Source organism: Klebsiella sp. OBRC7, assembly GCF_000293135.1.
GTDB lineage: Bacteria > Pseudomonadota > Gammaproteobacteria > Enterobacterales > Enterobacteriaceae > Klebsiella > Klebsiella michiganensis.
Map to the genome: position 1 here is coordinate 138179 of NZ_ALNJ01000140.1, position 22759 is coordinate 160937.

The following is a 22759-nucleotide window of genomic DNA, read 5'->3' on the forward strand; positions in this document are numbered from 1 at the left end:
GCTCAGTGAGCCGCTTTTTTTATAGGTGATGTTTAGAACTGTGTCGCCGTTAATAAAGTTGCGTATCTTATTAATACTTTGAAAATAGTTACCAGGTAAACTTATAGATGGTTAACTATGCGTGAGGTGTGCGATGAAAAAAGTTTTAACGACGACGCTGCTGGCAGCAACGCTGGTCTCGGGTATGGCCTGCGCGGCCGATGCCGCTATTCCCTGGGCTGATAACAGCGGCGGGACCGAAAGCACCCATATTGCGGCGATGGGCCAGGATTTGAACAGGCAGCATCAGCAGATAACAAAGACCAGCGAAGGGGTATGGGCGGCGAATTCCGGAAGCATCAGCTCTGATGAAGCGGCACTGACCAGCACTAAACCGGCTTTTGCGGGTGACCCGTCTCTGATGCCCCATCAGGGCTAAATCAGCACACAGGTGTGGCCCGGCGGCGTTATCGCACGCCGGGCTTTTTCTGTTGATTGATGGCCTGCCAGTCTGAATCCGGCGAAAACTGCGAAATGGCGCGCGCCTTGCTCTGCGTCTCATCCCCTAAATTAGCCTGATAAACCTCATCATTTTGGTTGACCATAAAGCTCATGATGCCGGTTTTTCCCCATTCCACAGGCCATGCCAGCAGGGCGAAGCCCTGACCCTCGCCATCTTGAATGATGCGAAAACGGTAGCCGTGATAGCCTTCGCCGGGTTCGGCGGGGCTAAACGCGGGCCCTAGCGGGCTGGGCGCTTCGCCGGGAGCGGCAGGCCAGTAGAGGCCGTCTTTCTTACCATCGCTGCTGATAATCCTCTGCGCCCAGGTGTGGTTTAGCCGATAAAAATCCTGCTGGGCATCAACGTAAGCGTGCATCGCCTGAATGGCTGACAGCTCATTGCGGCCAATCGCGCGAGTCAGGATCTCATCTTCAGCAGCGGCCATATCAAAACGCCAGCCGCTCTGATCCTTAATGATGGGGATCGGTAGCCGCCATGCTTCCTGTCCCACCTCCAGCCAGGCGCTATTCTGTTGCTGAACGATACGATGGCTGACTTTCCAGTCGCGCTGAAAGCGAGCGACGGCATCAGGGTCGATGCCCTCCGGCGGTAAAAATTGCTGCCAGCTATCGCCGAGCAGCCCGTTGAGGGCAGATTCATCATGCCTGCCGATCGCCTCAGCCAGCGCGCTTGCGGCCTGTTCCGGAGAGGAAAACTGCTGCTGAGCCAGCGCCATGGCGGGCGTCAGGGCCAGCGCCAGCAGCGTCATTTTTAATAATTTTTTCATCTGATTATCCTCAGCGGCGGCGCAGTTCACGGTGTTCGGAAAGATGTTCACTGGCCGCGCTGCGCTGCTCGCTGCTTAAACCCGAGATATGACGGCTCTGCAGGCCGCGCTCCTGCTGAGACTGCCAGGAGGGAGAGCGGATATCGTTACCGCTCAGGGCATTGGCGTGCAGGTTATTCAGCTTCTGCTGACGTTGTTCGGGCGTTGCGGCCCGGAACTGTTCACGGCGCTGTTGCTGCTGCGTCGTCGGATGCTGAATCGTTTTGGCCGCTTCCCGATGCTGCTGTTGTACGGCGCTATTTTTTACCGCCGGCGTGGCGTCATAGCCGCGATAGTTATTGCGCTGGGTCACCTGATGGAGCTGCTGCGACGCGACCTGGCGCTGGGCATCGCGGGAAGGCGCGTGATTAAGCGCGTTGTCCGCAGGCCCGGTACGCTGCTGTAGCTGCGTCATGGCCGCCTGACGCTGCGCGTTGCGATCGGCGGGCTGATGTTGGGTCGCGCTAAGCCCGCCGGGAACATTGGTCTGATGGTAATGCTGCGCAATCGTGTTGTTCGGATAGGGTATATTGCCGCGGTAGGCCGGATTATGCTGCCAGCTGGCGCGGTTTCCCGGCAGGTTCTGCCCGGTAATATGGTTGAAATTATTGACGTTGATGTTGATGTTATCGCCGTTGTGCGTGTAGCCACCGTGATGATCATCATCGTGATGGTGATCGTCATCGTCATGGTGGTGATGATCGTCATCATCCCAGTCGATGCTGCTGAACAGAGCGTAGGTTGTGGCGACGCCGAGGCTATAGCCAAACCCCTTGACGAAGCTGTCGGTAAACTGCTCCCCCGGAGGCGGCGGCAGGTAGACCGGCGGATAGGCGGTGTCAGGCCAGGCGCCATAAACAACTGAAGGGTTATAGGCCGGCACGTACACCACATTTGGATTGGTGGATTCGATTTTAATCACCTGCGCCGGGGCGGAGGATGTCACGACGCTGCTGCTGCGGGAAGCGGTGGCCGTCGACGTTGCCGGAGCTGGAGCCGCGGAGCGGGTGGCGGTGATGACTTTCTGCTGCGGCGTGGATTTTAACGTTCCGGTCTGCTGGGCGATGGCGCGTAAGCGCTGCACCGAATCCATGACGGCCTGCGGCTGGGCGAGAAATGCGTTCCCCAGGTTTTCCACCCACGGCGCATTTTCTCCCATTAACGCGAGCAGGGAAGGGAAGGCGACCAGCGATTTTACGCTGGGGTCCCAGGGCTGATTTGCCACCGCTTGCACCGCCGCATCGCCCTTCATTGTGGGGTTATCCTGCGACCACTCTACCGCCTGGACAACGTTACTCGGGTAGGTCGAAGCCATCAGCACCTGCGACAGCAGATTGTCCGGATAGAGCGCGATTGGCGCGACCCACTGGTCTATCTGCGCAGATGTATAGGTCGTGGCCACCGGCTGGGCGGCGGCGGTTGCCTGCGCCGTCTGCGCAACGGCGGGGGGCTCGGGAACCGTTTGCGGCTCTCGACTTTTAACGTAGAGCGTACCCGCGGCGGCTAATAGCCCGGCGCTACAGAGTAGCGCGAGCAGATGGGGTTTGAAAGGCAGTGTCATGAGAACTCCCGGCACAATAATTGGCCCGTTTTGACAGAGTATTGTCGAAAAGCGGGGGATTGCCTGAGTATAGAGAGCGCGTATTTGCGTTTTTGATTTTAGTTGGGATTTCGCTCAATTATGTGTAACAGAATTAATTTTATATACCGCTAAATTGACAGAAAACCTGCATTATTCTGCCCTTAACGATTCAGCTAATTTTTAATGTTGCTTTTTTGTAAACAGATTAACACCCCGCCAAAATCCTGCTATGCTGCCGACGCGGTATCGGGCATTTACCCTACAAACTGCTGTCTCACAGGAGCGTGAAGAGAATCGCCTACCGCATTTTACAATGAGAGCGAGGAGAACCGTCGTGCTAGAAGAATACCGTAAGCACGTAGCTGAGCGTGCCGCCGAGGGGATTGTACCGAAACCCTTAGATGCAACCCAAATGGCCGCGCTGGTAGAACTGCTGAAAAACCCGCCAGCGGGTGAAGAAGAATTCTTGTTAGACCTGTTAATTAACCGCGTACCGCCGGGCGTCGACGAAGCCGCCTATGTTAAAGCCGGATTCCTTGCCGCGATCGCCAAAGGCGAAGCAACTTCTCCACTGGTTACCCGTGAAAAAGCTGTCGAACTGCTGGGCACCATGCAGGGCGGTTACAACATTCATCCCCTGATTGACGCGCTGGACGACGCAAAACTGGCGCCGATCGCCGCGAAAGCGCTGTCCCACACCCTGCTGATGTTTGACAATTTCTACGATGTAGAAGAGAAAGCCAAGGCAGGCAATGCCTACGCCAAACAGGTTATGCAATCCTGGGCTGACGCTGAGTGGTTCCTGAGCAGTCCTCAGCTGGCTGATAAAATCACCGTGACCGTTTTTAAAGTCACCGGCGAAACCAATACCGATGACCTGTCTCCGGCCCCTGACGCCTGGTCCCGCCCGGATATTCCGCTGCACGCGCTGGCAATGCTGAAAAACGCCCGCGAAGGCATTGACCCGGATCAGCCCGGCGCCGTTGGCCCGATTAAACAAATTGAAGCACTGCAGCAAAAAGGTTTCCCGCTGGCGTACGTCGGCGATGTCGTGGGTACCGGCTCATCGCGTAAATCCGCCACCAACTCGGTGCTGTGGTTTATGGGCGACGATATTCCGCACGTGCCGAACAAGCGCGGCGGCGGTCTGGTTCTCGGCGGCAAAATTGCGCCTATCTTCTTTAATACCATGGAAGATGCCGGCGCGCTGCCGATTGAAGTGGACGTAAACAACCTGAACATGGGCGACGTGATCGACGTTTATCCGTTCAAAGGTGAAGTCCGTAACCACGAAACCGGCGAACTGCTGGCGACCTTCGAGCTGAAAACCGACGTGCTGATCGACGAAGTGCGCGCCGGCGGCCGTATCCCGCTAATCATCGGTCGTGGCCTGACCACCAAAGCGCGTGAAGCGCTGGGCCTGCCGCACAGCGATGTGTTCCGTCAGGCGAAAGACGTGGCGGAAAGCAGCCGCGGATACTCTCTGGCGCAGAAAATGGTGGGTCGCGCCTGCGGCGTGGCCGGGGTTCGTCCGGGCGCTTACTGCGAACCGAAGATGACCTCCGTAGGCTCTCAGGACACCACCGGCCCGATGACCCGTGATGAGCTGAAAGACCTGGCGTGCCTGGGCTTTTCTTCCGACCTCGTGATGCAGTCCTTCTGCCATACCGCCGCCTATCCGAAGCCGGTGGACGTCACCACGCACCACACGCTGCCGGACTTCATCATGAACCGCGGCGGCGTATCGCTGCGTCCGGGCGATGGCGTTATCCACTCCTGGCTAAACCGTATGCTGCTGCCTGATACCGTGGGTACCGGCGGTGATTCGCATACCCGTTTCCCGATCGGTATCTCCTTCCCGGCAGGCTCAGGCCTGGTGGCGTTTGCCGCCGCAACTGGCGTCATGCCGCTGGATATGCCGGAATCGGTTCTGGTACGTTTTAAAGGCAAAATGCAGCCGGGCATCACCCTGCGCGATCTGGTACACGCCATCCCGCTGTATGCGATCAAACAGGGTCTGCTGACCGTGGAGAAGAAAGGTAAGAAAAACATCTTCTCCGGCCGCATTCTGGAAATTGAAGGTCTGCCGGATCTGAAAGTTGAGCAGGCGTTTGAGCTGACCGATGCCTCCGCCGAGCGTTCCGCGGCGGGCTGTACCATTAAGCTGAACAAAGAGCCGATCGTTGAGTATCTGACCTCCAACATCGTCCTGCTGAAGTGGATGATCGCCGAAGGTTACGGCGATCGCCGTACGCTGGAGCGTCGCGTTCAGGGCATGGAAAAATGGCTGGCGGATCCGCAGCTGCTGGAAGGCGACGCGGATGCGGAATATGCGGCGGTGATCGATATCGATCTGGCCGATATCAAAGAGCCCATCCTCTGCGCGCCGAACGATCCGGACGATGCGCGTCTGCTGTCCGACGTGCAGGGCGAGAAGATCGATGAAGTGTTTATCGGTTCCTGCATGACCAACATCGGCCACTTCCGCGCGGCCGGTAAGCTGCTGGACAACCACAAAGGCCAGCTGCCGACTCGTCTGTGGGTGGCGCCGCCAACCCGTATGGACGCCGCGCAGCTGACTGAAGAGGGCTACTACAGCGTGTTTGGTAAGAGCGGTGCGCGTATTGAAATCCCTGGCTGTTCCCTGTGCATGGGTAACCAGGCGCGCGTTGCCGACGGTGCGACGGTGGTCTCTACCTCAACCCGTAACTTCCCGAACCGTTTAGGTACCGGTGCTAACGTCTTCCTGGCCTCTGCGGAGCTGGCGGCCGTGGCCGCGCTTATCGGTAAACTGCCGACGCCGGAAGAGTATCAGACCTATGTTGCTCAGGTGGATAAAACCGCAGCGGATACCTATCGTTATCTGAACTTCGACCAGCTGGGTCAGTACACCGAGAAGGCCGACGGAGTTATTTTCCAGACCGCGGTGTAATGCGATAACTTAGCGCTGTACATAATCCCGCCAATGCCCGGTGAACTTTGCGTCACCGGGCATTTTTATTTCCCGTCCCTCCGCCCACCACGCTTTTTTTCTCTCCCACTGCTGCGATAATAACTGTATGGGTACAGTGCAGCGGTGACGCACTGCCCTTGCAGAGGAAAAGACTATGGATTACGAATTTCTGCGCGATATTACCGGAGTGGTAAAGGTGCGAATGTCGATGGATCATGAGGCGATCGGCCACTGGTTCAACGAAGAGGTTAAAGATAACCTTGCCCTGCTGGACGAAGTCGAGCAGGCCGCGCGCACCGTTAAAGGCAGTGAACGTTCCTGGCAACGTGTCGGCCATGAATACACGCTATGGCTGGACGGCGAAGAAGTGATGATCCGCGCTAACCAACTGGATTTTTCCGGCGATGAGATAGAAGAGGGGATGAGCTACTATGACGAAGAAAGCCTCTCGCTATGCGGTGTGGAAGACTTTCTTCAGGTCGTCAACGCCTATCGAAAATTTGTAGGTCAATCCTGAGCAACGTTAATCATTTCCACGGCCGGACAGCTATGTCCGGCTTTTTTTTAGCCTTAACGGCCTGGCTTGATTTTTATTAATCATTTTAAAACTGTGATCTGGCGCGTTTGTGAAGTTTATTTGATTGAATATAATCTTTATGATTTTATTTAATCACAGCATAACAACAGGCGGGAAGACCATGAACATCAAAAAGGCTATAGAACGTGTACCTGGCGGCATGATGGTTGTGCCACTGGTGATCGGCGCCATTATCAATACCTTTGCCCCGCAAGCGCTTGAGATCGGCGGGTTCACCACCGCGCTGTTTAAAAACGGCGCAGCACCGCTGATTGGCGCCTTCCTGCTCTGCATGGGGGCGGGAATTAGCGTCAAGGCAGCGCCACAGGCGCTGTTGCAGGGCGGTACCATTACGCTGACCAAACTCCTGATCGCCATTGCGATTGGCCTCGGCGTGGAACAGCTCTTTGGTGCTGAAGGGATCTTCGGCTTAAGCGGCGTGGCGATCATCGCTGCGATGAGTAACTCGAATGGCGGGCTTTACGCCGCGCTGGTTGGCGAGTTTGGTAACGAGCGTGATGTGGGAGCGATCTCCATCCTGTCACTGAATGACGGGCCATTCTTTACGATGATCGCGCTGGGCGCGGCGGGGATGGCCAACATTCCCATCATGGCGCTGGTCGCCGTGCTGGTGCCGCTGGTGGTGGGAATGATCCTGGGTAACCTCGATCCCAACATGCGCGACTTCCTGACCAAAGGCGGCCCGCTGTTGATCCCATTCTTCGCTTTTGCGCTGGGCGCAGGGATCAACCTTGAAATGCTGCTACAGGGCGGTCTGGCGGGCATTCTGCTCGGCGTGCTGACGACCTTCATCGGCGGTTTCTTTAACATTCGTGCCGACCGTCTGGTAGGCGGAACCGGGATTGCCGGCGCGGCGGCGTCCAGCACCGCCGGAAACGCCGTGGCGACGCCGATGGCGATTGCCCAGGCCGATCCCTCTCTGGCAGAGGTTGCCGCCGCGGCCGCGCCGCTGATTGCCGCATCGGTGATCACCACCGCGATTCTGACGCCGGTCCTCACCTCATGGGTGGCTAAGAAGCAAGCGCGTCAGGTTGCTGAGGAGAAAAAAGCATGAAAATGATCGTTATCGCCGACGACTTTACGGGTTCTAACGATACCGGCGTGCAGCTGGCAAAGAAGGGGGCGCGCACGGAAGTGATGCTAACGCCGGATCAAAAACCTTCGCGTCGCGCTGATGTGCTGGTGATCAACACCGAAAGCCGCGCGATGCCTGCAACTGAGGCCGGGAAAGCGGTAGCGCAGGCGTTAGCGCCGTGGTGCGATGGTGATGCGCGTCCGCTGGTTTACAAGAAAATCGACTCCACTTTCCGCGGCAACGTGGGGGCTGAAGTGACGGCGGCAATGCGTGCTGCAAACCGGAAGCTGGCCGCGATTGCGGCGGCTATTCCCGCAGCCGGGCGCACCACCCGCGACGGATTATGCCTGGTCAACGGTACGCCACTGCTGGAAACCGAATTCGCCAGCGATCCGAAAACGCCCATTATCTCCTCGCGAATTGCGACGTTGATCGCCCTGCAAAGCGATATCCCGGTTCATGAAGTGTCGCTCGAAGACGTTCGTCGGGGGCAATTGAGCGCCCTGTTGACGGCTTTTTCAGACGAGGGTGAGTGCATGGTGGTGGTGGATGCCGTGGAAGATCGCGATCTGTTGCTGATTGCCCAGGCTATTTGTGAACAAACAGAGATGCCGCTGTTGGTGGGCGCTGCCGGGCTGGCGAACGCGCTACCGGTCAGCACCTTCATGCAGGAAAAGCAGGAGCTACCGGTACTGGTGGTGGCCGGATCGATGAGCGAGGCCACGCGGCGACAGGTTGAAAAAGCGCTCTGCCAGGCGCGCGCCAGCGTCGTGGATATTGACGCCTCGCGGCTGGCATCGGCGCAGTACGAGCAGGAAATGGCCGCGGCGGTTGAACAGGCCTGTGCGCTGCTCAGTCGCCAGCAGCACACCATTTTACGTACCAGCCGGAGTGCGGACGATCGGCAGATGATCGACGGCCTGTGCGCTCAGGCTGGCGTAAGCCGCCAGCAGCTCGGTGAGATGCTTAGCGAACGCCTCGGGATGATTACGTTGCGCATTATCGAACAGGCACGTATTGGCGGGCTGTTCCTGACCGGAGGAGATATCGCCACCGCGGTTGCCGCCGCGCTCGGGGCGGAAGGCTATCGCATTCAGAGTGAGGTGGCGCCCTGTATTCCCTGCGGGACGTTCGTTAACAGTGAAATCGACGATCTGCCGGTTATCACTAAAGCCGGGGGATTTGGTTCAGACAGCACCCTTTGTGATGCGCTTTATTTTATTGAGGAGATGTACAGTGGTAACTAAAACAATTGCGATTACGATGGGCGACCCGGCGGGCATCGGTCCGGAAATTATTGTCAAAGCGCTTTGTGAAGACGAGCTCAACGGCGCGCCGCTGGTGGTGGTCGGGTGTCTGAAAACCCTGAAACGTCTGCAGGACAAAGGGCTGGCGGAAGGTGTCACCTTTCGCGCGATCGCCGAGGTCGCGGAGGCGCGATTTGTTCCTGGCGTGATTCATGTCATCGACGAGCCGCTGGCCCAGCCGGACGCGCTGGAGCCGGGTAAAGTACAGGCCCAGGCGGGCGATCTGGCCTACCGCTGCGTGAAGCGGGCGACGGCGCTGGCGATGAAAGGCGACGTACACGCCATCGCGACCGCACCGCTGAATAAAGAAGCGCTTCATCTGGCCGGGCACAATTATCCTGGTCATACCGAGCTGCTGGCGACGCTGACTGAAAGCCGCGATTACGCCATGGTGCTCTACACCGACAAGCTGAAGGTCATTCATGTCTCGACCCACATTGCGTTGCGTAAGTTCCTCGATACGCTTAATGGCCATCGCGTGGAGACGGTCATCGGCATCGCGGATCGCTTCCTGAAACGCGTCGGCTTCACCCAGCCGCGTATTGCCGTTGCCGGGGTCAATCCCCATGCGGGCGAAAACGGTCTGTTTGGCGATGAAGAAATACGCATTGTGTCGCCGGCCATTGAAAACATGAAAGCGAAGGGTATCGATGTTTACGGGCCCTGCCCGCCGGACACCGTGTTTCTACAGGCGTACGAGGGGCAATATGACATGGTGGTGGCGATGTACCACGATCAGGGACATATTCCGCTCAAACTGCTTGGCTTCTACGATGGGGTGAATATCACCGCGGGTCTGCCGTTCATCCGTACCTCAGCCGATCACGGCACCGCGTTTGATATAGCCTGGACGGGAAAAGCAAAATCTGAGAGCATGGCCGTATCGATTAAACTGGCAATGCAACTGGCGTAATTTCCTGTTATGAAAGGACAACACCGTCTGGATAAGATTGTGGCGTATTTGAAAAATCATACGCTGGTGACCGTGGAACAGCTGGTGGATGCGGTAGAAGCATCGCCTGCAACGATACGACGCGATCTGATCAAACTGGATGAGCAGGGCGTGATCAGCCGCAGCCACGGCGGTGTTGCTCTGCGGCGCTTTGAGCCTTCTCAGCCTACCACCAATGAAAAGCAGCTACGATCGCCTGCGGAAAAGCAGGCGATTGCGCGTTTTGCCGCCTCGATGGTGCAGGCGGGCGACGCGGTGGTACTGGACGCCGGCACCACCATGCTGGAGCTGGCAAAATGCCTGACCCATCTTCCGCTCAGGGTAATCACAGTCGATCTGCATATCGCTCTGTTTTTATCCGAATTCCGCCAGATAGAAGTGACCATCGTCGGTGGCCGCATTGATGACAGCAGTCAGTCCTGTATCGGCGAGTTTGGTCGTAAGATGTTACGTAGCGTCTATCCCGATATCGCTTTTATGAGCTGTAACAGCTGGAGCGTGGAAAAGGGCGTGACGACGCCGACGGAAGAAAAGGCGGGGCTGAAGCAGGAGATCATTGCCAACGCCCAGCGTAAGATCTTACTGGCCGACAGCAGCAAATATGGCGCCCACTCGTTGTTCAACGTCGCTCCGCTGAGCCGCTTCACTGACATTATTACCGATGTGAGTTTGCCTCTTCCCGTTCAGGCTGAGCTGAAAGCGCAGTCCGTTGCCCTTACGCTGGTACAGCCTGAACGTTAAGGATACCGCTAGCCGATACGGTGTTACACGCTCGGGATATTACGTCCGTAGTAGATTTCGCGCATCTCTTTCCAGAGCAGGTCGGTAATCACCTTACGCTCCTCTTCGCTCAAATCTTCCGGCTTCGTGTGGAACATATAGTGCTTAAGGTCGAACTCCTTAAGCAACATCTTGGTATGGAAAATATTTTCCTGATAAACGTTCACGTCCACCATGTCATACAAAGACTTAATATCTTCGGACATGAAGTTCTGAATGGAGTTAATTTCATGATCGATGAAGTGCTTCATGCCGTTCACATCGCGGGTAAAACCGCGAACGCGATAATCAATCGTGACGATATCGGATTCTAGCTGGTGAATCAGATAGTTCAGGGCCTTCAGCGGTGAAATGACCCCGCAGGTTGAGACTTCAATATCGGCGCGGAAGGTGCACAGTCCGCCCTCAGGATGGCTTTCCGGATAGGTGTGAACGCAGATATGGCTTTTATCGAGATGTGCCACCACGGTCTCCGGTAGCGGACCCGGGTGTTCTGTCTGATCGATAAGCTGCGGATCGACAGGCTCTTCGCTGACCAGGATCGTCACGCTGGCGCCCTGCGGTTCATAATCCTGGCGGGCAATGTTAAGAATATTGGCGCCGATAATCGAACAGGTCTCTGACAAAATTTCCGTCAGGCGGTTGGCGTTGTAGAGTTCGTCAATATAGGCGATGTAGCCATCGCGCTCCTCTGCCGTTTTTGCGTAGCAGATATCGTAAATGCAAAAACTCAGGCTTTTGGTCAGATTGTTAAAGCCGTGCAGCTTCAATTTTTTCAATTTAGATCACCTCCTTACTTAACGGTGGATAGCGCATCCAGTAAATACTGCGGTAAAGCAAATGCCGCCGCGTGAATGGCCGGATTGTAATAACGGCACTTCAGGTTCGACTTGTGAAAACGGGCCTGGATGATTTCACTGGAAAGATGGCGCAGCGCTTCGTTGTCCGTGGCCCATGCGAAGGTCATAATGCCGCCGTAGTAGGTGGGAATCGCCGCCTGATAGAAGCTTACGTCGCTAAAGTAATGGCTGAGCTTGCGATGGCTATCGACGGCCTCATCCTGTTGCAGGAAGCTGACGCCGTTCTGAGCGACGAAGATCCCGCCTGGGTTGAGGCAGCGCTTGCTGCCTTCATAGAAGGCGGAAGTAAACAGGCTCTCGCCGGGACCGATAGGATCGGTGCAGTCGGAGATAATGACGTCAAACGTTTGCGCCGTCTGGTTAACAAAATTGACGCCATCGTCAATCACCAGGGTAAAGCGCGGGTCGTCGTACGCACCCGCATTATGGTTGGGGAGGTACTGGCGACAGAATGAAACCACGCCAGCGTCAATTTCTACCATGGTGATGGTTTCGACGCTGCGGTGACGGGAGACTTCGCGCAGCATGGCGCCATCGCCGCCGCCGATAATTAACACATGTTTCGCCTGGCCGTGGGCCATCAGAGGAACATGGGTCATCATTTCATGGTAGATAAACTCATCACGTTCGGTGGTTTGTACCACGCCGTCCAGCGCCATCACGCGGCCAAAGGCTGCGTTTTCGAAAATGATTAAATCCTGATGATCGGTTTTCTCATGATACAGAACGTTATCAACGCTGAAATACTGACCAAAATGGTCGTGCAGCGTTTCATGCCACAGATTGCTATCGGCCACGGGCAGATCCTCCTTTGTTAACACCTGTTACACCCATCAAAAATGAGCGCAACATCATAGCCAACTATAGAAGATGATGCACGGTGGATATTTCAGCAAATGAAGCGTGGAGCATTACCCGTTCAAAAAGAGGGGAAAGCGCCTCCCCGATGGGAGGCGCCAGGATCAGGGTTTTTTAGCCTGTGGTTCTGCCGCAGTGGCGTCAACGATTCTGACGGTATATACCATGGTCGCTCCCGGCGGAATTTTAGGCGGTTTGCCTTCGCTGCCGTAGGCGAGATTGGGAGGGATCACGACCGTTATCGCTCCGTGGTTTCCCAGCCGCTTGAGTGGCCCAAGGAAGAGGGGAGGATAAGATTTCAGAGGCTGGGACCAGACTTTCCCCTCCGCTTCCATATCGTTAATGACGGTTCCGTCGGTAAGCGTTTCCTTGATAGTGACGGTAACGATATCGCTGTCGAGAATCTTGCCCTTGCCGGCATAATCTATGCGACTGTAAATGCCGTCTTTCAATACCACCCCTTTTTGCTTCGCGAAGTTTTGTTGATATTTCTTTCCTTCGCTAAGGGTTTGCTGTTCGAGCTTCTTTAGGTTCTGAAAGACTTTTTTAGACACATCGAATAAGGCTTTATTGCGCGCTTTCTCATCAAGGGCGATATCCCCTGAAAAAGAATCCATAATCCCCTGTAATACGGTATCTTTACTGGTTTTTACGCCCTGAGATGCCCGGGTAGATAAGAGCTGTAGCACTTCCTCGCCCATCGATACACCGATAGCGTAAGCCTGCCGCAGAGGCTCTTTTGCAAAGTCGATAGCCAGCGGCTTTCTCGCCTCGGCGTCAGCAAGCCTGGACTTTAGCCGGGTAATTTCATCGGTGCTGGCCTGCTGTAGGGCGTTGTCCTGACCGGCCTGCTGACGGCCTGCATCCGCCTGAAGGGACGGCTGCGGCGTACTGATGATAACGGCGTCCAGTTTAGCCGTGAGCGCCTGTTTTTCTACTCCCGCGGCCGCCAGCTTTGTCGTTAAATCTGTTTTTTCCGCTTCACTGGCGGCGAGCTTCGCTATCGTTGCTTTCTGCTCGGTTTGAGACGCATCTAGTTTCGTTTGCAGCGCCCGCTGTGCGGCGTCAGCCGCGGTGAGTTTTGTTAGCATTTCCTGCTGAGCTGCCTCCGCAGCAGCGAGCCTGGTTGCGAGGGCTTGCCTCTCTTTCGCCTCTGTCGTGAACTTACCGGTGAGCGCGAGTTTCTCCGCTGCGGCCGCCGCCAGCTTATCCTGCTTTTCTGTTTCCAGCGCCGCGAGCTTCTGCTGCAGGGATTGCTTTTCCGCGGTTGCCTCAGCCAGCTGACGCTCAACTTTTTGTTTCGCGGATTCTAGTAATGCCACTCTTTTTTCCTGCTGCAGCGTTTTATTTTCTGTGGCATTACGCTGGCCCTCGATCTGTTTTATTTCAGCCGCGGCGGATAGCGCGTTATCTATTAATTGTTGTTTTTCGGCTACGGCAGTCGCTAACTTTTTCTCAAGCAGCTGAATTTTATTCTTCAGCTCTTTTTGGTTGCCTGCTTCGGCGTTCATCGTGGCCGGCTTCGCATCAAGCTGCTGCTGAAGTTGGCGGATGAGTTTATCTTTTTGAGCAATGATTGCAGCCTGACGGGAAACTTCATGGGTATTCAGGACGGTTTTTTTATTCGTTGTTTTTGTATTATTGCTTTTCTCCTCAACGGGCTTTACCGGCTCGCTGATTTTTTGCGCCTGATGCTCTTTAGCATAATTTAAAAATGCCGGGCCTGAAGCATCGCTATTTGAGCTCGCCGTGACGCTGATAAGGGCATCTTTTTCCGCATAGGCATCCGGCGATAGCGCCAGCACAAAAACTGCTGCCAGCGATACCGGATTGAAGTTTTTGGCTATTTTCCCGTTCATGGCTGAACATTTTCACCACGTTTAACAAGGCTATCGATCAGCTCCTTTTCAATATCAGCGCACAGCTTGATTGATTTGAACTGGTACATCGAATCGATCCCCTGTTTTGTCGGTTCTGCTACTTTACTGCGCACGGAATTATATTGTGATGCCGCGCTAAGCAGGGCAGTGAACTCATTGCCGAGTTTGTCCGCCTGTTTGGGGTTCACTTCTTTCAGCGACTCCAGCGCTTTACGGCAAGTGTCTAAACGCGCTTGCTCATCGGCGATTCTCTGTTGTTCGGTTTGCTGTTGGCTTAATGTCGACTCAGATAAGGGTTTCACTGATCCGGCGGATTGCCTGGGTTGTATTGAATTACAACCCGCTAATAAAATGAGGGCCAGAGGGGCTATGCTTGTAAATAAGGATCTGTTCAAGGTTTCATTCCATTGATAAAAAGAGGTGTTATCGGGCGATAATAGTGTGCGAAAAAGAAGAATGCAATAATAGAGTTTATGATTTTTGATGGCGTACTTTTAATACTAGTTATACCCGCCATATTTCAAGCTGCTGATGTGTTGGCTACGCTCGCTTACCCCTTGCCGCCTACAAGTAACTCTCATTATTTAGGGTATATATTAATATGTTGAATGCTTAATGAATTATCATTGAATTCTATGAATTGAGATATAAATTAAGTGCTGTTGTTAATTGAATTGCTATTATTACGCGGCGTCATAGCCGTATTCGTACGGCTACCGTTTTCTGAAATGAAGGGGGTTATTTCACGTAAGCGAGCAGGCTAAGCGAATCGCGGGCCAGCGCTTTGCATTTTTTAGTCGTGGGTATCTGGATTCCGCTAAGGTCCCGGTAGCTATCTTCGCCGAGCGCTTTCATATTGAAGCTGTCGTAATTGCTTAAATCCCATTGATTCTGCTGAGCAAAAAAGACCAGGGCACGGCGAATCTGCGTGTTAGGCAGATTTTGATAACCGCAGTCGTTCTTCAGAAAGACGAATACTGCCGTTAAATCAGCCATATCTTCCGCTTCGGACTCGCTTAATGCATAGCTATTGGCGGAGAGAGTCAGCAGGCTGCCAAGCACTATTGTTCTGAAAAGCGTCTTCATTTTTTCTACCATTGAATCACGGACAAACAAAGTTAGCACACTTCGTTACAGTGCGCTGAGCTTTATTCTTACTCTTCTGCTTGACCTTCCTGTTGGGGGAGGGTTTAAGCTCAATTATTCACCAGCAGAATAAAAAGGATGTGAAAATGCAACGTCGTGAGTTTCTTAAACTAACCGCTGCGGTCAGCGTGGCCAGCGCATTGCCGCTATGGAGCCGCTCGGTTTTTGCCGCCAGCCGCCCATCTTTGCCTGTACCCGAACTGCTTACCGCCGACGCGCGTAATCGCATCTCGTTAATCATTCAGGCTGGAAAAACGCAGTTCGGCCCTCATCTGGCGACCACCTGGGGCTATAACGGCAATCTGCTGGGCCCGGCCCTACAGCTTAAGCAGGGTGAGGAGGCGACCATCGATATTCATAACCGTCTGGCGGAAGAGACCACCGTGCACTGGCACGGTCTGGAGGTTCCCGGCGCCGTGGACGGCGGTCCCCAGGGCGTGATTGCCGCCGGAGGCTCCCGCACGGTGACCTTTACCCCAACGCAGCGGGCGGCGACCTGCTGGTTCCATCCCCATCAACATGGCAAAACCGGCAGACAGGTCGCGATGGGGCTGGCAGGGCTGGTGCTGATTTCTGATGCAGAAAGCGAAAAGCTGCTCCTGCCAAAGCAGTGGGGAATTGATGATGTCCCGGTGATTGTGCAGGATAAAAAATTCACCTCAGCGGGAGAGATTGATTATCAGCTCGATATTATGAGCGCAGCCGTGGGCTGGTTTGGCGATACGCTGCTCACTAACGGCGCGCTGTACCCGGAGCACGCTGCGCCTCGCGGCTGGCTACGTTTACGTCTGCTGAATGGCTGTAATGCGCGTTCTTTGAATTTCGCCACCAGCGATAAGCGGCCCATGTACGTCGTGGCAAGCGATGGTGGTCTTCTGGCTGAGCCGGTGAAAGTTAACACGCTGTCGGTGCTGATGGGCGAGCGTTTCGAGGTGCTGGTGGATACCACTGATGGGAAGCCCTTCGATTTAATTACGCTCCCGGTCAACCAGATGGGGATGGCGATCGCTCCGTTTGATCGGCCGCAGCCAGTGTTACGCGTGCAGCCACTGACTATCCAGGCTTCCGGTAAGCTGCCGGATGTGCTGGCCGCTATGCCAGCGCTGCCCTCGCTTCAGGGCCTGACTCAGCGTACTTTGCAGCTCTCGATGGATCCGATGCTCGATATGATGGGCATGCAGGCGCTGATGCAAAAATATGGCGACCAGGCCATGTCGGGCATGGACCATGGCATGATGATGAATCACGGAGAGATGGGGAATATGAACAATATGAACCACGGTGACATGGGAAACATGAATCATGGCGGCACGGCGCAGATGAAGCACGGTAATAAGGAGTTTGATTTCCATAATGCGAATCGGATCAACGGTAAAGCCTTTGATATGAATGTTCCCCTGTTTGCGGCGGCGAAAGGGCAGTATGAGCGGTGGGTGATTTCTGGCAAAGGCGACATGATGCTGCATCCGTTCCATATTCACGGCACTCAGTTCCGTATTTTGTCCGAAAACGGCAAAGCGCCGGCACCCCACAGGAGCGGCTGGAAAGATACCGTCAGGGTTGAAGGCGATGTCAGTGAAGTACTGGTGAAATTTGATCATGATGCGCCGAAAGAACATGCCTATATGGCGCACTGCCATCTGCTGGAGCATGAAGATACGGGGATGATGCTGGGATTTACGGTGTAGAATTTGCTTCCCGTCTAAGGGCGAGGCGTGTGGCTTGCTTCGATAGAAAAGAGAGAGACGTACCATAGAGAGAAGGCCCGGAAACCGGGCCTTCTGTTTTTTACTTCGCGTCGTCCGGTAAAGCATAAGCGACGATATAGTCGCCCATCTTCGTGCCAAACGAACCGTGACCGCCCGCAGAGATGACAACGTACTGCTTGCCATTCACTTCATAGGTCATCGGCGTCGCCTGGCCGCCCGCCGGTAGACGTGCCTGCCATAATTTTTCACCGTTGCTCATATTGTACGCGCGCAGGTAGTTATCCGCGGTCGCGCCGATAAACAGCACATTGCCAGCCGTCGAAATTGGGCCGCCCAGCATCGGCATACCCATGGTGAACGGGAGCTTAACCGGCATCGGGAACGGCAGGCTATCCTGCGGCGTACCGATACGTTTTTTCCACACCACTTCGTTGGTTTTCAGATCCAGCGCGGAGATATAGCCCCATGCTGGCTGTTTGCAGGGCAGACCAAACGGTGACAGGAACGGGTTGAGAGTGACGCCGTAAGGGACGCCGTACTGCGGCTGAATACCGGCTTCGGTACCGGAACCTTTGGCGTCTTTTGGCTGCTCCATCGGATTACCGGGTCCGCGAGGGATCAGTTTTGAGACAAACGGCAGCGCCATTGGGTTAGCAATCGCCACCTGGCGGTTCGGATCGACGGAGATGCCGCCCCATTCGAACATCCCCAGGTTACCCGGGAAGACCAGCGTGCCTTGTTCTGACGGCGGGGTGAAAATCCCTTCGTAGCGCAGCTGATGGAAGATAACGCGGCACACCAGCTGGTCGAACATGGTGGCGCCCCACATGTCCGCGCCGGTCAGGTCTTTCTTCGGACGGAAGCTCAGGTCGGAGAACGGCTGAGTTTTCGCGACGTAGTCACCTTTCGCCGCCCCTTGCGGAACCGGTTTTTCCGGCGCCGGGACAACCAGTTCACCGTTGCGGCGATCGAGGACAAAAATATTACCGGTTTTTGCCGGAGCGTAAATCACCGGCACGGTTTTACCGTTGACGTCGATATCCGCCAGCGTCGGCTGCGACGGCATATCCATATCCCACAGATCGTGGTGAACGGTCTGGTAGCTCCACGCCAGTTTACCGGTCGTGGCGTTCAGCGCCACGATGGAGCTGGCATAGCGCTCTTGTTCAGGCGTACGGTTGCCGCCCCAGATATCCGGGGTGGTTACGCCCATAGGCAGGTAGACCAGATCCAGCTTCGCGTCATAGGCCGCTGGCGCCCAGGAGTTTGGTGAATTCAGGGTGAAATGATGTTCATCATCAGGAATCGCGTTGGGATCTTTCGCGCCCGGATCAAAGGCCCACAGCAGTTTACCGGTATTCACATCAAAGCCGCGGATAACGCCCGACGGCTCGCGGGTCGAGAAGTTATCGGTCACGGCGCCGGCAATGACAATAGTTTTGTCGGTAATAATCGGCGGTGATGTTGGTTCATACATACCCGGCGTAGTGACAGGCATGTTGGTTTGCAGATTGAGAATGCCTTTATTAGCAAAGGACTCACACAGCTTACCGGTTTCGGCATTGATGGCGAACAGGCGACCATCGTTGACCGGAAGAATGATACGACGCGGGCAGTCGGCAACCACATCCGCCGGCGCGTTATCCGCTTTGGCTTCATGATATGAAACGCCGCGACAGGTCACGTGCTGGAAAGAGGGGTCAGCGTTGAGCTGCGGATCGAAATGCCACTTTTCTTTACCGGTAGCCGCGTCAAGCGCGAACAGGCGCTGGTGAGCGGTACACAGATAAAGCGTGTCACCCACTTTAATCGGCGTGACTTCATTGGTGATTTCACCCGGATCGTTAGGCTGCTTGAGATCGCCCGTACGGAAGACCCAGGCTTCTTTCAGGTTCTTCACGTTATCGGCGTTGATCTGCTTCAGCGGCGAGTAGCGCTGGCCTTCCTGATTGCGTCCATACGCCGACCAGTCGCCATCGGCTACGTCGGAAATGGGGGCCGCTGGCGTTGCATCAGCACTCAGCGTACCGTTGACTTCCTGCGGGTCGTTGAAGCCGGCCCAGGTCAGGATACCGCCGCTAATCAGCAGGGCGACAACCAGCCCGGCAACGGCGCCAGAGGAGGGAATCGGCAGGCGGCGCCAGACAAACGGCAAGATAAGCCAGATGCCGAAGAAGACCAGAATATCGCTACGCGGGGTCAGCGCCCAGAAGTCGAAACCAACTTCCCATACTCCCCAGATCATAGTGGCAAGCAGCAGCGCGGCGTACAGCCAAAGCGCAGAACGCTTGCCGCGGAACAGCATGACGGTGACGCCCAGCATGACCAGGCCTGCGACAGGGTAGTACCATGAGCCGCCAAGAGCGACCAGCCAGGCCCCGCCCGCTAAAAGATACAGGCCACAGAACGCTGCAAAAAGAGCCGTCAGCGTCACGAGTAGCCGTGATTGTTGAGATTTTGTTTCTGCCATAGAAGGACACTCGTTTGTTTGTTAATTTTTTAACTGCAATTAATTATAGGATTTAACAAGTGTGATCGGAATCACAAAATGGGCTTTATTAATCACTGCATCGCATATTTCTTTTTACTGGTATACTGCGTGGCTTGCCGGTCAACGTCGGTGCAATCGCAGCGGCTTTGATGATTTACATTAAGAATCAAATGGTTAGTTTTATGAAACATACTGTAGAAGTGATGATCCCGGAAACTGAGATCAAAGCCCGTATCGCTGAGCTCGGTCGTCAAATTAATGAACATTACAAAGATAGCGGCAGCGAAATGGTGCTGGTGGGGCTATTACGCGGTTCATTTATGTTTATGGCCGACCTGTGCCGTGAGGTTCAGGTACCCCATGAAGTGGATTTCATGACCGCCTCGAGCTACGGCAGCGGCATGTCCACCACCCGTGACGTCAAAATCCTCAAAGACCTGGATGAAGATATCCGCGGTAAAGATGTGCTGATCGTGGAAGACATCATCGACTCTGGCAATACGCTGTCAAAAGTGCGTGAAATCCTCAGCCTGCGTGAACCAAAATCGCTGGCGATTTGTACGCTGCTCGATAAGCCAAGTCGCCGCGAAGTGAAGGTGCCGGTTGAGTTTGTCGGTTTTGCGATCCCGGACGAGTTCGTTGTGGGGTACGGTATCGACTATGCTCAGCGCTATCGCCACCTGCCATATATCGGCAAAGTGACGCTGCTGGACGAGTAACGCGGAATGTCTATCCCGGCTTATCCGGGATAGTTAAGAAGGGCGCGTGAATTACCTGTGATTGACGTGCTTGCTTTTAAGGTTGGAAATGCCCTGGCGATAGCGCTGCTCCAGCGTTTCGCGGCTGACGGCGGTCACGTCAAGATCGCGTAACATGCCATCGTGAATGCCGTAGGCCCAGCCGTGAATCGTCACCTTCTGTCCACGCTTCCACGCCGACTGCATAATCGTTGAATGGCCAAGGTTGTAAACCTGCTCCATCACATTCAATTCACACAGCGTATCAAGGCGGCGCTCTTCGGGCATTTCCCCCAGCAGCGAGCTGTGCTTAAACCAGATATCGCGAATATGCAGCAGCCAGTTGTCGATAAGGCCAAGCTCGGTATTTTCAATCGCCGCCTGCACGCCGCCGCAGCCGTAGTGGCCGCAGATGATGATGTGTTCAACCTCCAGTACGTCGACCGCGTACTGCACGACGGAAAGACAGTTCAGATCGGTATGAATCACCAGGTTGGCGACGTTACGGTGTACAAACAGCTCGCCAGGTTCCAGGCCGGTCAAACGTTCAGCGGGGACGCGGCTATCGGAACATCCAATCCACAGAAAGCGCGGTTTCTGCGCCTGTGCCAGTTTCTCAAAGAAACCGGGGTCTTCCTCCACCAGCATTTTTGACCATAGTGCATTGTTGCTGATGAGTGTATCTATATCGTTCATGGATGTTTACGGGCCTGTAACCAAGTAAGTGCGTTGCGCTAATATAGGTTAACCTCACATTTTTTAAAACAACCCATCGCGTGTCACGACACGAGAAGAGACATTTAATGACCATTGCTCTGGAACTAAAACAGCTCAAAAAAACCTACCCCGGCGGGGTTCAGGCGCTGCGCGGAATCGATCTGCAGGTTGAGGCGGGCGATTTTTACGCGCTCCTGGGGCCAAACGGCGCGGGAAAATCCACCACTATCGGCATTATCAGTTCGCTGGTGAATAAAACCTCCGGCGAGGTCAATGTGTTTGGCTATGACCTGCAAAAGGATGTGGTGAACGCCAAGCGCCAGCTTGGCCTGGTGCCGCAGGAGTTCAACTTTAACCCGTTCGAAACCGTGCAGCAGATTGTGATTCACCAGGCGGGCTACTACGGCGTCGAGCGCAAAGAAGCGATCGCCCGTAGCGAAAAGTACCTTAAACAGCTCGATCTGTGGGAAAAACGCAACGAACGCGCGCGGATGCTCTCCGGCGGCATGAAGCGCCGCCTGATGATTGCCCGCGCGTTGATGCACGAGCCGAAGCTGCTGATTCTTGATGAACCCACGGCGGGAGTGGATATCGAGCTGCGTCGTTCGATGTGGGGCTTCCTGAAAGATCTGAATGATAAAGGCACGACGATCATCCTCACTACCCACTATCTGGAAGAGGCCGAGATGCTGTGTCGCAATATTGGCATTATTCAGAACGGTGAGCTGGTGGAAAACACCTCGATGAAGTCGCTGCTTTCCAAACTGAAATCAGAAACCTTTATTCTCGATCTGGCACCTAAGAGTCCATTACCGGTACTGGAAGGCTATCAGTATCGTCTGGTTGATACGTCGACGCTGGAGGTTGAGGTGCTTCGCGAGCAGGGGATTAACAGCGTATTTACGCAATTGAGCGCGCAGGGCGTACAGGTATTAAGTATGCGTAACAAAGCTAACCGTCTGGAAGAGCTGTTTGTCACGCTGGTCCATGACCGGAAAGGAGAATCAGCATGATGCAGCTTTATTGGGTCGCGCTGAAAAGCATCTGGACCAAAGAGATCCACCGCTTTATGCGTATCTGGATACAGACGCTGGTGCCGCCGGTCATAACCATGACCCTCTACTTTGTTATTTTCGGCAATCTGATCGGCTCGCGCATCGGTGAAATGCACGGTTTCACCTATATGCAGTTTATCGTGCCGGGCCTGATTATGATGGCGGTGATCACCAACGCCTACGCCAACGTGGCGTCCTCGTTCTTCAGCGCGAAATTTCAGCGCAATATTGAAGAACTACTGGTCGCGCCGGTTCCCACCCACGTGGTTATCGCCGGCTATGTGGGCGGCGGCGTTGCCCGCGGTCTGTGCGTCGGGATTCTGGTGACGGCGATTTCGCTGTTTTTCGTGCCGTTCCAGGTTCACTCATGGATATTCGTCGCCCTGACCCTGGTGCTGACCGCCGTGCTATTTTCGCTGGCCGGTCTGCTGAATGCGGTGTTTGCCAAAACCTTTGACGATATCAGCCTTATTCCGACCTTTGTGCTGACGCCGCTGACCTATCTCGGCGGGGTTTTTTATTCGCTGACCCTGCTGCCGCCGTTCTGGCAAGGGCTGTCGCATCTGAACCCGATCGTCTACATGATCAGCGGTTTCCGCTACGGTTTCCTCGGCATTAACGATGTTCCGCTCGCCACCACCTTCGGCGTGCTGGTGGTGTTTATCGTCGCGTTTTATCTTTTGTGCTGGTATCTGATCCAGCGCGGACGCGGGCTTCGCAGCTAATTTAGCCAACCACGGCGCTTCGCTGCC

20 protein-coding genes are annotated in these 22759 nt (G+C 54.9%); 11 read left to right on the forward strand and 9 right to left on the reverse strand.

Going from position 1 to position 22759, the window contains the following annotated elements; all coding sequences use genetic code 11:
- Positions 1 to 133 precede the first annotated feature (133 nt).
- Positions 134 to 418, forward strand: a complete 285-nt coding sequence (locus HMPREF1144_RS26710) for a hypothetical protein (RefSeq protein ID WP_004098638.1) — start codon at positions 134 to 136, stop codon at positions 416 to 418.
- A 28-nt stretch (positions 419 to 446) separates the two neighbouring features.
- Here HMPREF1144_RS26710 and HMPREF1144_RS26715 read toward each other — a convergent pair whose 3' ends face one another.
- A complete protein-coding gene (locus tag HMPREF1144_RS26715) occupies positions 447 to 1268 on the reverse strand; it encodes a DUF2950 family protein (protein WP_009654601.1) in 822 nt (273 codons plus the stop codon).
- A 10-nt stretch (positions 1269 to 1278) separates the two neighbouring features.
- Positions 1279 to 2868, reverse strand: coding sequence for a DUF3300 domain-containing protein (locus HMPREF1144_RS26720; RefSeq protein WP_009654560.1), 1590 nt, complete (start codon positions 2866 to 2868; stop codon positions 1279 to 1281).
- Positions 2869 to 3223: 355 nt separating this feature from the next.
- Between HMPREF1144_RS26720 and acnB the strand changes: the two genes are divergently transcribed.
- From acnB to HMPREF1144_RS26750, 6 genes are all read left to right on the forward strand, one after another.
- A complete protein-coding gene (acnB, locus tag HMPREF1144_RS26725; protein WP_085955021.1) occupies positions 3224 to 5821 on the forward strand; it encodes a bifunctional aconitate hydratase 2/2-methylisocitrate dehydratase in 2598 nt (865 codons plus the stop codon).
- Between the two features lie 175 nt (positions 5822 to 5996).
- Entirely contained in the window at positions 5997 to 6359 is a 363-nt protein-coding gene (gene yacL / locus HMPREF1144_RS26730; RefSeq protein ID WP_004098646.1) for a protein YacL, read from the forward strand.
- Positions 6360 to 6540: 181 nt separating this feature from the next.
- Positions 6541 to 7494, forward strand: coding sequence for a 2-keto-3-deoxygluconate permease 1 (locus HMPREF1144_RS26735; protein ID WP_009654621.1), 954 nt, complete (start codon positions 6541 to 6543; stop codon positions 7492 to 7494).
- Complete coding sequence (gene dtnK / locus HMPREF1144_RS26740) at positions 7491 to 8762, forward strand: D-threonate kinase (RefSeq protein ID WP_009654534.1); 1272 nt, start codon at positions 7491 to 7493, stop codon at positions 8760 to 8762. The genes HMPREF1144_RS26735 and dtnK overlap by 4 nt, the downstream gene beginning before the upstream one ends.
- The gene (locus HMPREF1144_RS26745; protein WP_004098652.1) at positions 8752 to 9735 is read left to right on the forward strand and encodes a D-threonate 4-phosphate dehydrogenase; all 984 of its coding nucleotides are present in this window, start codon (positions 8752 to 8754) and stop codon (positions 9733 to 9735) included. Before dtnK ends, HMPREF1144_RS26745 begins: the two co-directional genes overlap by 11 nt.
- Positions 9736 to 9744: 9 nt before the next feature.
- Complete coding sequence (locus HMPREF1144_RS26750) at positions 9745 to 10515, forward strand: DeoR/GlpR family DNA-binding transcription regulator (protein WP_004098653.1); 771 nt, start codon at positions 9745 to 9747, stop codon at positions 10513 to 10515.
- Positions 10516 to 10538: 23 nt separating this feature from the next.
- On the opposite strand, the gene speD is transcribed toward HMPREF1144_RS26750, so the two are convergent.
- From speD to HMPREF1144_RS26775, 5 genes are all read right to left on the reverse strand, one after another.
- Positions 10539 to 11333: an adenosylmethionine decarboxylase gene (speD, locus tag HMPREF1144_RS26755; RefSeq protein ID WP_004098656.1), complete on the reverse strand. Its 795-nt coding sequence runs from the start codon at positions 11331 to 11333 to the stop codon at positions 10539 to 10541.
- Positions 11334 to 11347: 14 nt separating this feature from the next.
- Entirely contained in the window at positions 11348 to 12211 is an 864-nt protein-coding gene (gene speE, locus HMPREF1144_RS26760) for a polyamine aminopropyltransferase (RefSeq protein WP_009654543.1), read from the reverse strand.
- Between the two features lie 165 nt (positions 12212 to 12376).
- Positions 12377 to 14131, reverse strand: coding sequence for an FKBP-type peptidyl-prolyl cis-trans isomerase N-terminal domain-containing protein (locus tag HMPREF1144_RS26765; protein ID WP_009654533.1), 1755 nt, complete (start codon positions 14129 to 14131; stop codon positions 12377 to 12379).
- A complete protein-coding gene (locus tag HMPREF1144_RS26770; protein WP_042928585.1) occupies positions 14128 to 14547 on the reverse strand; it encodes a permease in 420 nt (139 codons plus the stop codon). Before HMPREF1144_RS26770 ends, HMPREF1144_RS26765 begins: the two co-directional genes overlap by 4 nt.
- Positions 14548 to 14890: 343 nt before the next feature.
- Positions 14891 to 15238, reverse strand: a complete 348-nt coding sequence (locus tag HMPREF1144_RS26775) for a YacC family pilotin-like protein (protein WP_014227947.1) — start codon at positions 15236 to 15238, stop codon at positions 14891 to 14893.
- 146 nt (positions 15239 to 15384) lie between these two features.
- On the opposite strand from HMPREF1144_RS26775, the gene cueO reads away from it, so the two are divergent.
- Positions 15385 to 16986 carry a multicopper oxidase CueO gene (gene cueO, locus HMPREF1144_RS26780; RefSeq protein WP_009654615.1) on the forward strand — a complete coding sequence of 534 codons (1602 nt, stop codon included), beginning with the start codon at positions 15385 to 15387 and terminating at the stop codon, positions 16984 to 16986.
- A 100-nt stretch (positions 16987 to 17086) separates the two neighbouring features.
- Here cueO and HMPREF1144_RS26785 read toward each other — a convergent pair whose 3' ends face one another.
- A complete protein-coding gene (locus HMPREF1144_RS26785) occupies positions 17087 to 19477 on the reverse strand; it encodes a glucose/quinate/shikimate family membrane-bound PQQ-dependent dehydrogenase (protein ID WP_004098664.1) in 2391 nt (796 codons plus the stop codon).
- A 203-nt stretch (positions 19478 to 19680) separates the two neighbouring features.
- Here HMPREF1144_RS26785 and hpt point away from each other — a divergent pair, with 203 nt between their 5' ends.
- Entirely contained in the window at positions 19681 to 20217 is a 537-nt protein-coding gene (gene hpt, locus HMPREF1144_RS26790) for a hypoxanthine phosphoribosyltransferase (protein ID WP_014227950.1), read from the forward strand.
- A 51-nt stretch (positions 20218 to 20268) separates the two neighbouring features.
- Here the strand turns inward: hpt and can are convergent, their stop codons facing one another.
- On the reverse strand, positions 20269 to 20931 hold the full coding sequence (gene can, locus HMPREF1144_RS26795; protein WP_004098666.1) for a carbonate dehydratase: 663 nt from the start codon (positions 20929 to 20931) through the stop codon (positions 20269 to 20271).
- A 107-nt stretch (positions 20932 to 21038) separates the two neighbouring features.
- Between can and HMPREF1144_RS26800 the strand changes: the two genes are divergently transcribed.
- Entirely contained in the window at positions 21039 to 21965 is a 927-nt protein-coding gene (locus tag HMPREF1144_RS26800) for an ABC transporter ATP-binding protein (RefSeq protein WP_004098667.1), read from the forward strand.
- Entirely contained in the window at positions 21962 to 22732 is a 771-nt protein-coding gene (locus HMPREF1144_RS26805) for an ABC transporter permease (RefSeq protein WP_004098668.1), read from the forward strand. Before HMPREF1144_RS26800 ends, HMPREF1144_RS26805 begins: the two co-directional genes overlap by 4 nt.
- The last annotated feature ends 27 nt before the right edge of the window (positions 22733 to 22759 follow it).

What these genes read in the sequence shown, in the direction of transcription:
- HMPREF1144_RS26710 (WP_004098638.1), top strand. Translation starts at nt 134, where the DNA reads ATGAAAAAAGTTTTAACGACGACGCTGCTGGCAGCAACGCTGGTCTCG.
- HMPREF1144_RS26715 (WP_009654601.1), bottom strand. Translation starts at nt 1,268, where the DNA reads ATGAAAAAATTATTAAAAATGACGCTGCTGGCGCTGGCCCTGACGCCC.
- HMPREF1144_RS26720 (WP_009654560.1), bottom strand. Translation starts at nt 2,868, where the DNA reads ATGACACTGCCTTTCAAACCCCATCTGCTCGCGCTACTCTGTAGCGCC.
- yacL (WP_004098646.1), top strand. Translation starts at nt 5,997, where the DNA reads ATGGATTACGAATTTCTGCGCGATATTACCGGAGTGGTAAAGGTGCGA.
- HMPREF1144_RS26735 (WP_009654621.1), top strand. Translation starts at nt 6,541, where the DNA reads ATGAACATCAAAAAGGCTATAGAACGTGTACCTGGCGGCATGATGGTT.
- dtnK (WP_009654534.1), top strand. Translation starts at nt 7,491, where the DNA reads ATGAAAATGATCGTTATCGCCGACGACTTTACGGGTTCTAACGATACC.
- HMPREF1144_RS26750 (WP_004098653.1), top strand. Translation starts at nt 9,745, where the DNA reads ATGAAAGGACAACACCGTCTGGATAAGATTGTGGCGTATTTGAAAAAT.
- HMPREF1144_RS26765 (WP_009654533.1), bottom strand. Translation starts at nt 14,131, where the DNA reads ATGAACGGGAAAATAGCCAAAAACTTCAATCCGGTATCGCTGGCAGCA.
- HMPREF1144_RS26775 (WP_014227947.1), bottom strand. Translation starts at nt 15,238, where the DNA reads ATGAAGACGCTTTTCAGAACAATAGTGCTTGGCAGCCTGCTGACTCTC.
- cueO (WP_009654615.1), top strand. Translation starts at nt 15,385, where the DNA reads ATGCAACGTCGTGAGTTTCTTAAACTAACCGCTGCGGTCAGCGTGGCC.
- HMPREF1144_RS26785 (WP_004098664.1), bottom strand. Translation starts at nt 19,477, where the DNA reads ATGGCAGAAACAAAATCTCAACAATCACGGCTACTCGTGACGCTGACG.
- hpt (WP_014227950.1), top strand. Translation starts at nt 19,681, where the DNA reads ATGAAACATACTGTAGAAGTGATGATCCCGGAAACTGAGATCAAAGCC.
- can (WP_004098666.1), bottom strand. Translation starts at nt 20,931, where the DNA reads ATGAACGATATAGATACACTCATCAGCAACAATGCACTATGGTCAAAA.
- HMPREF1144_RS26800 (WP_004098667.1), top strand. Translation starts at nt 21,039, where the DNA reads ATGACCATTGCTCTGGAACTAAAACAGCTCAAAAAAACCTACCCCGGC.
- HMPREF1144_RS26805 (WP_004098668.1), top strand. Translation starts at nt 21,962, where the DNA reads ATGATGCAGCTTTATTGGGTCGCGCTGAAAAGCATCTGGACCAAAGAG.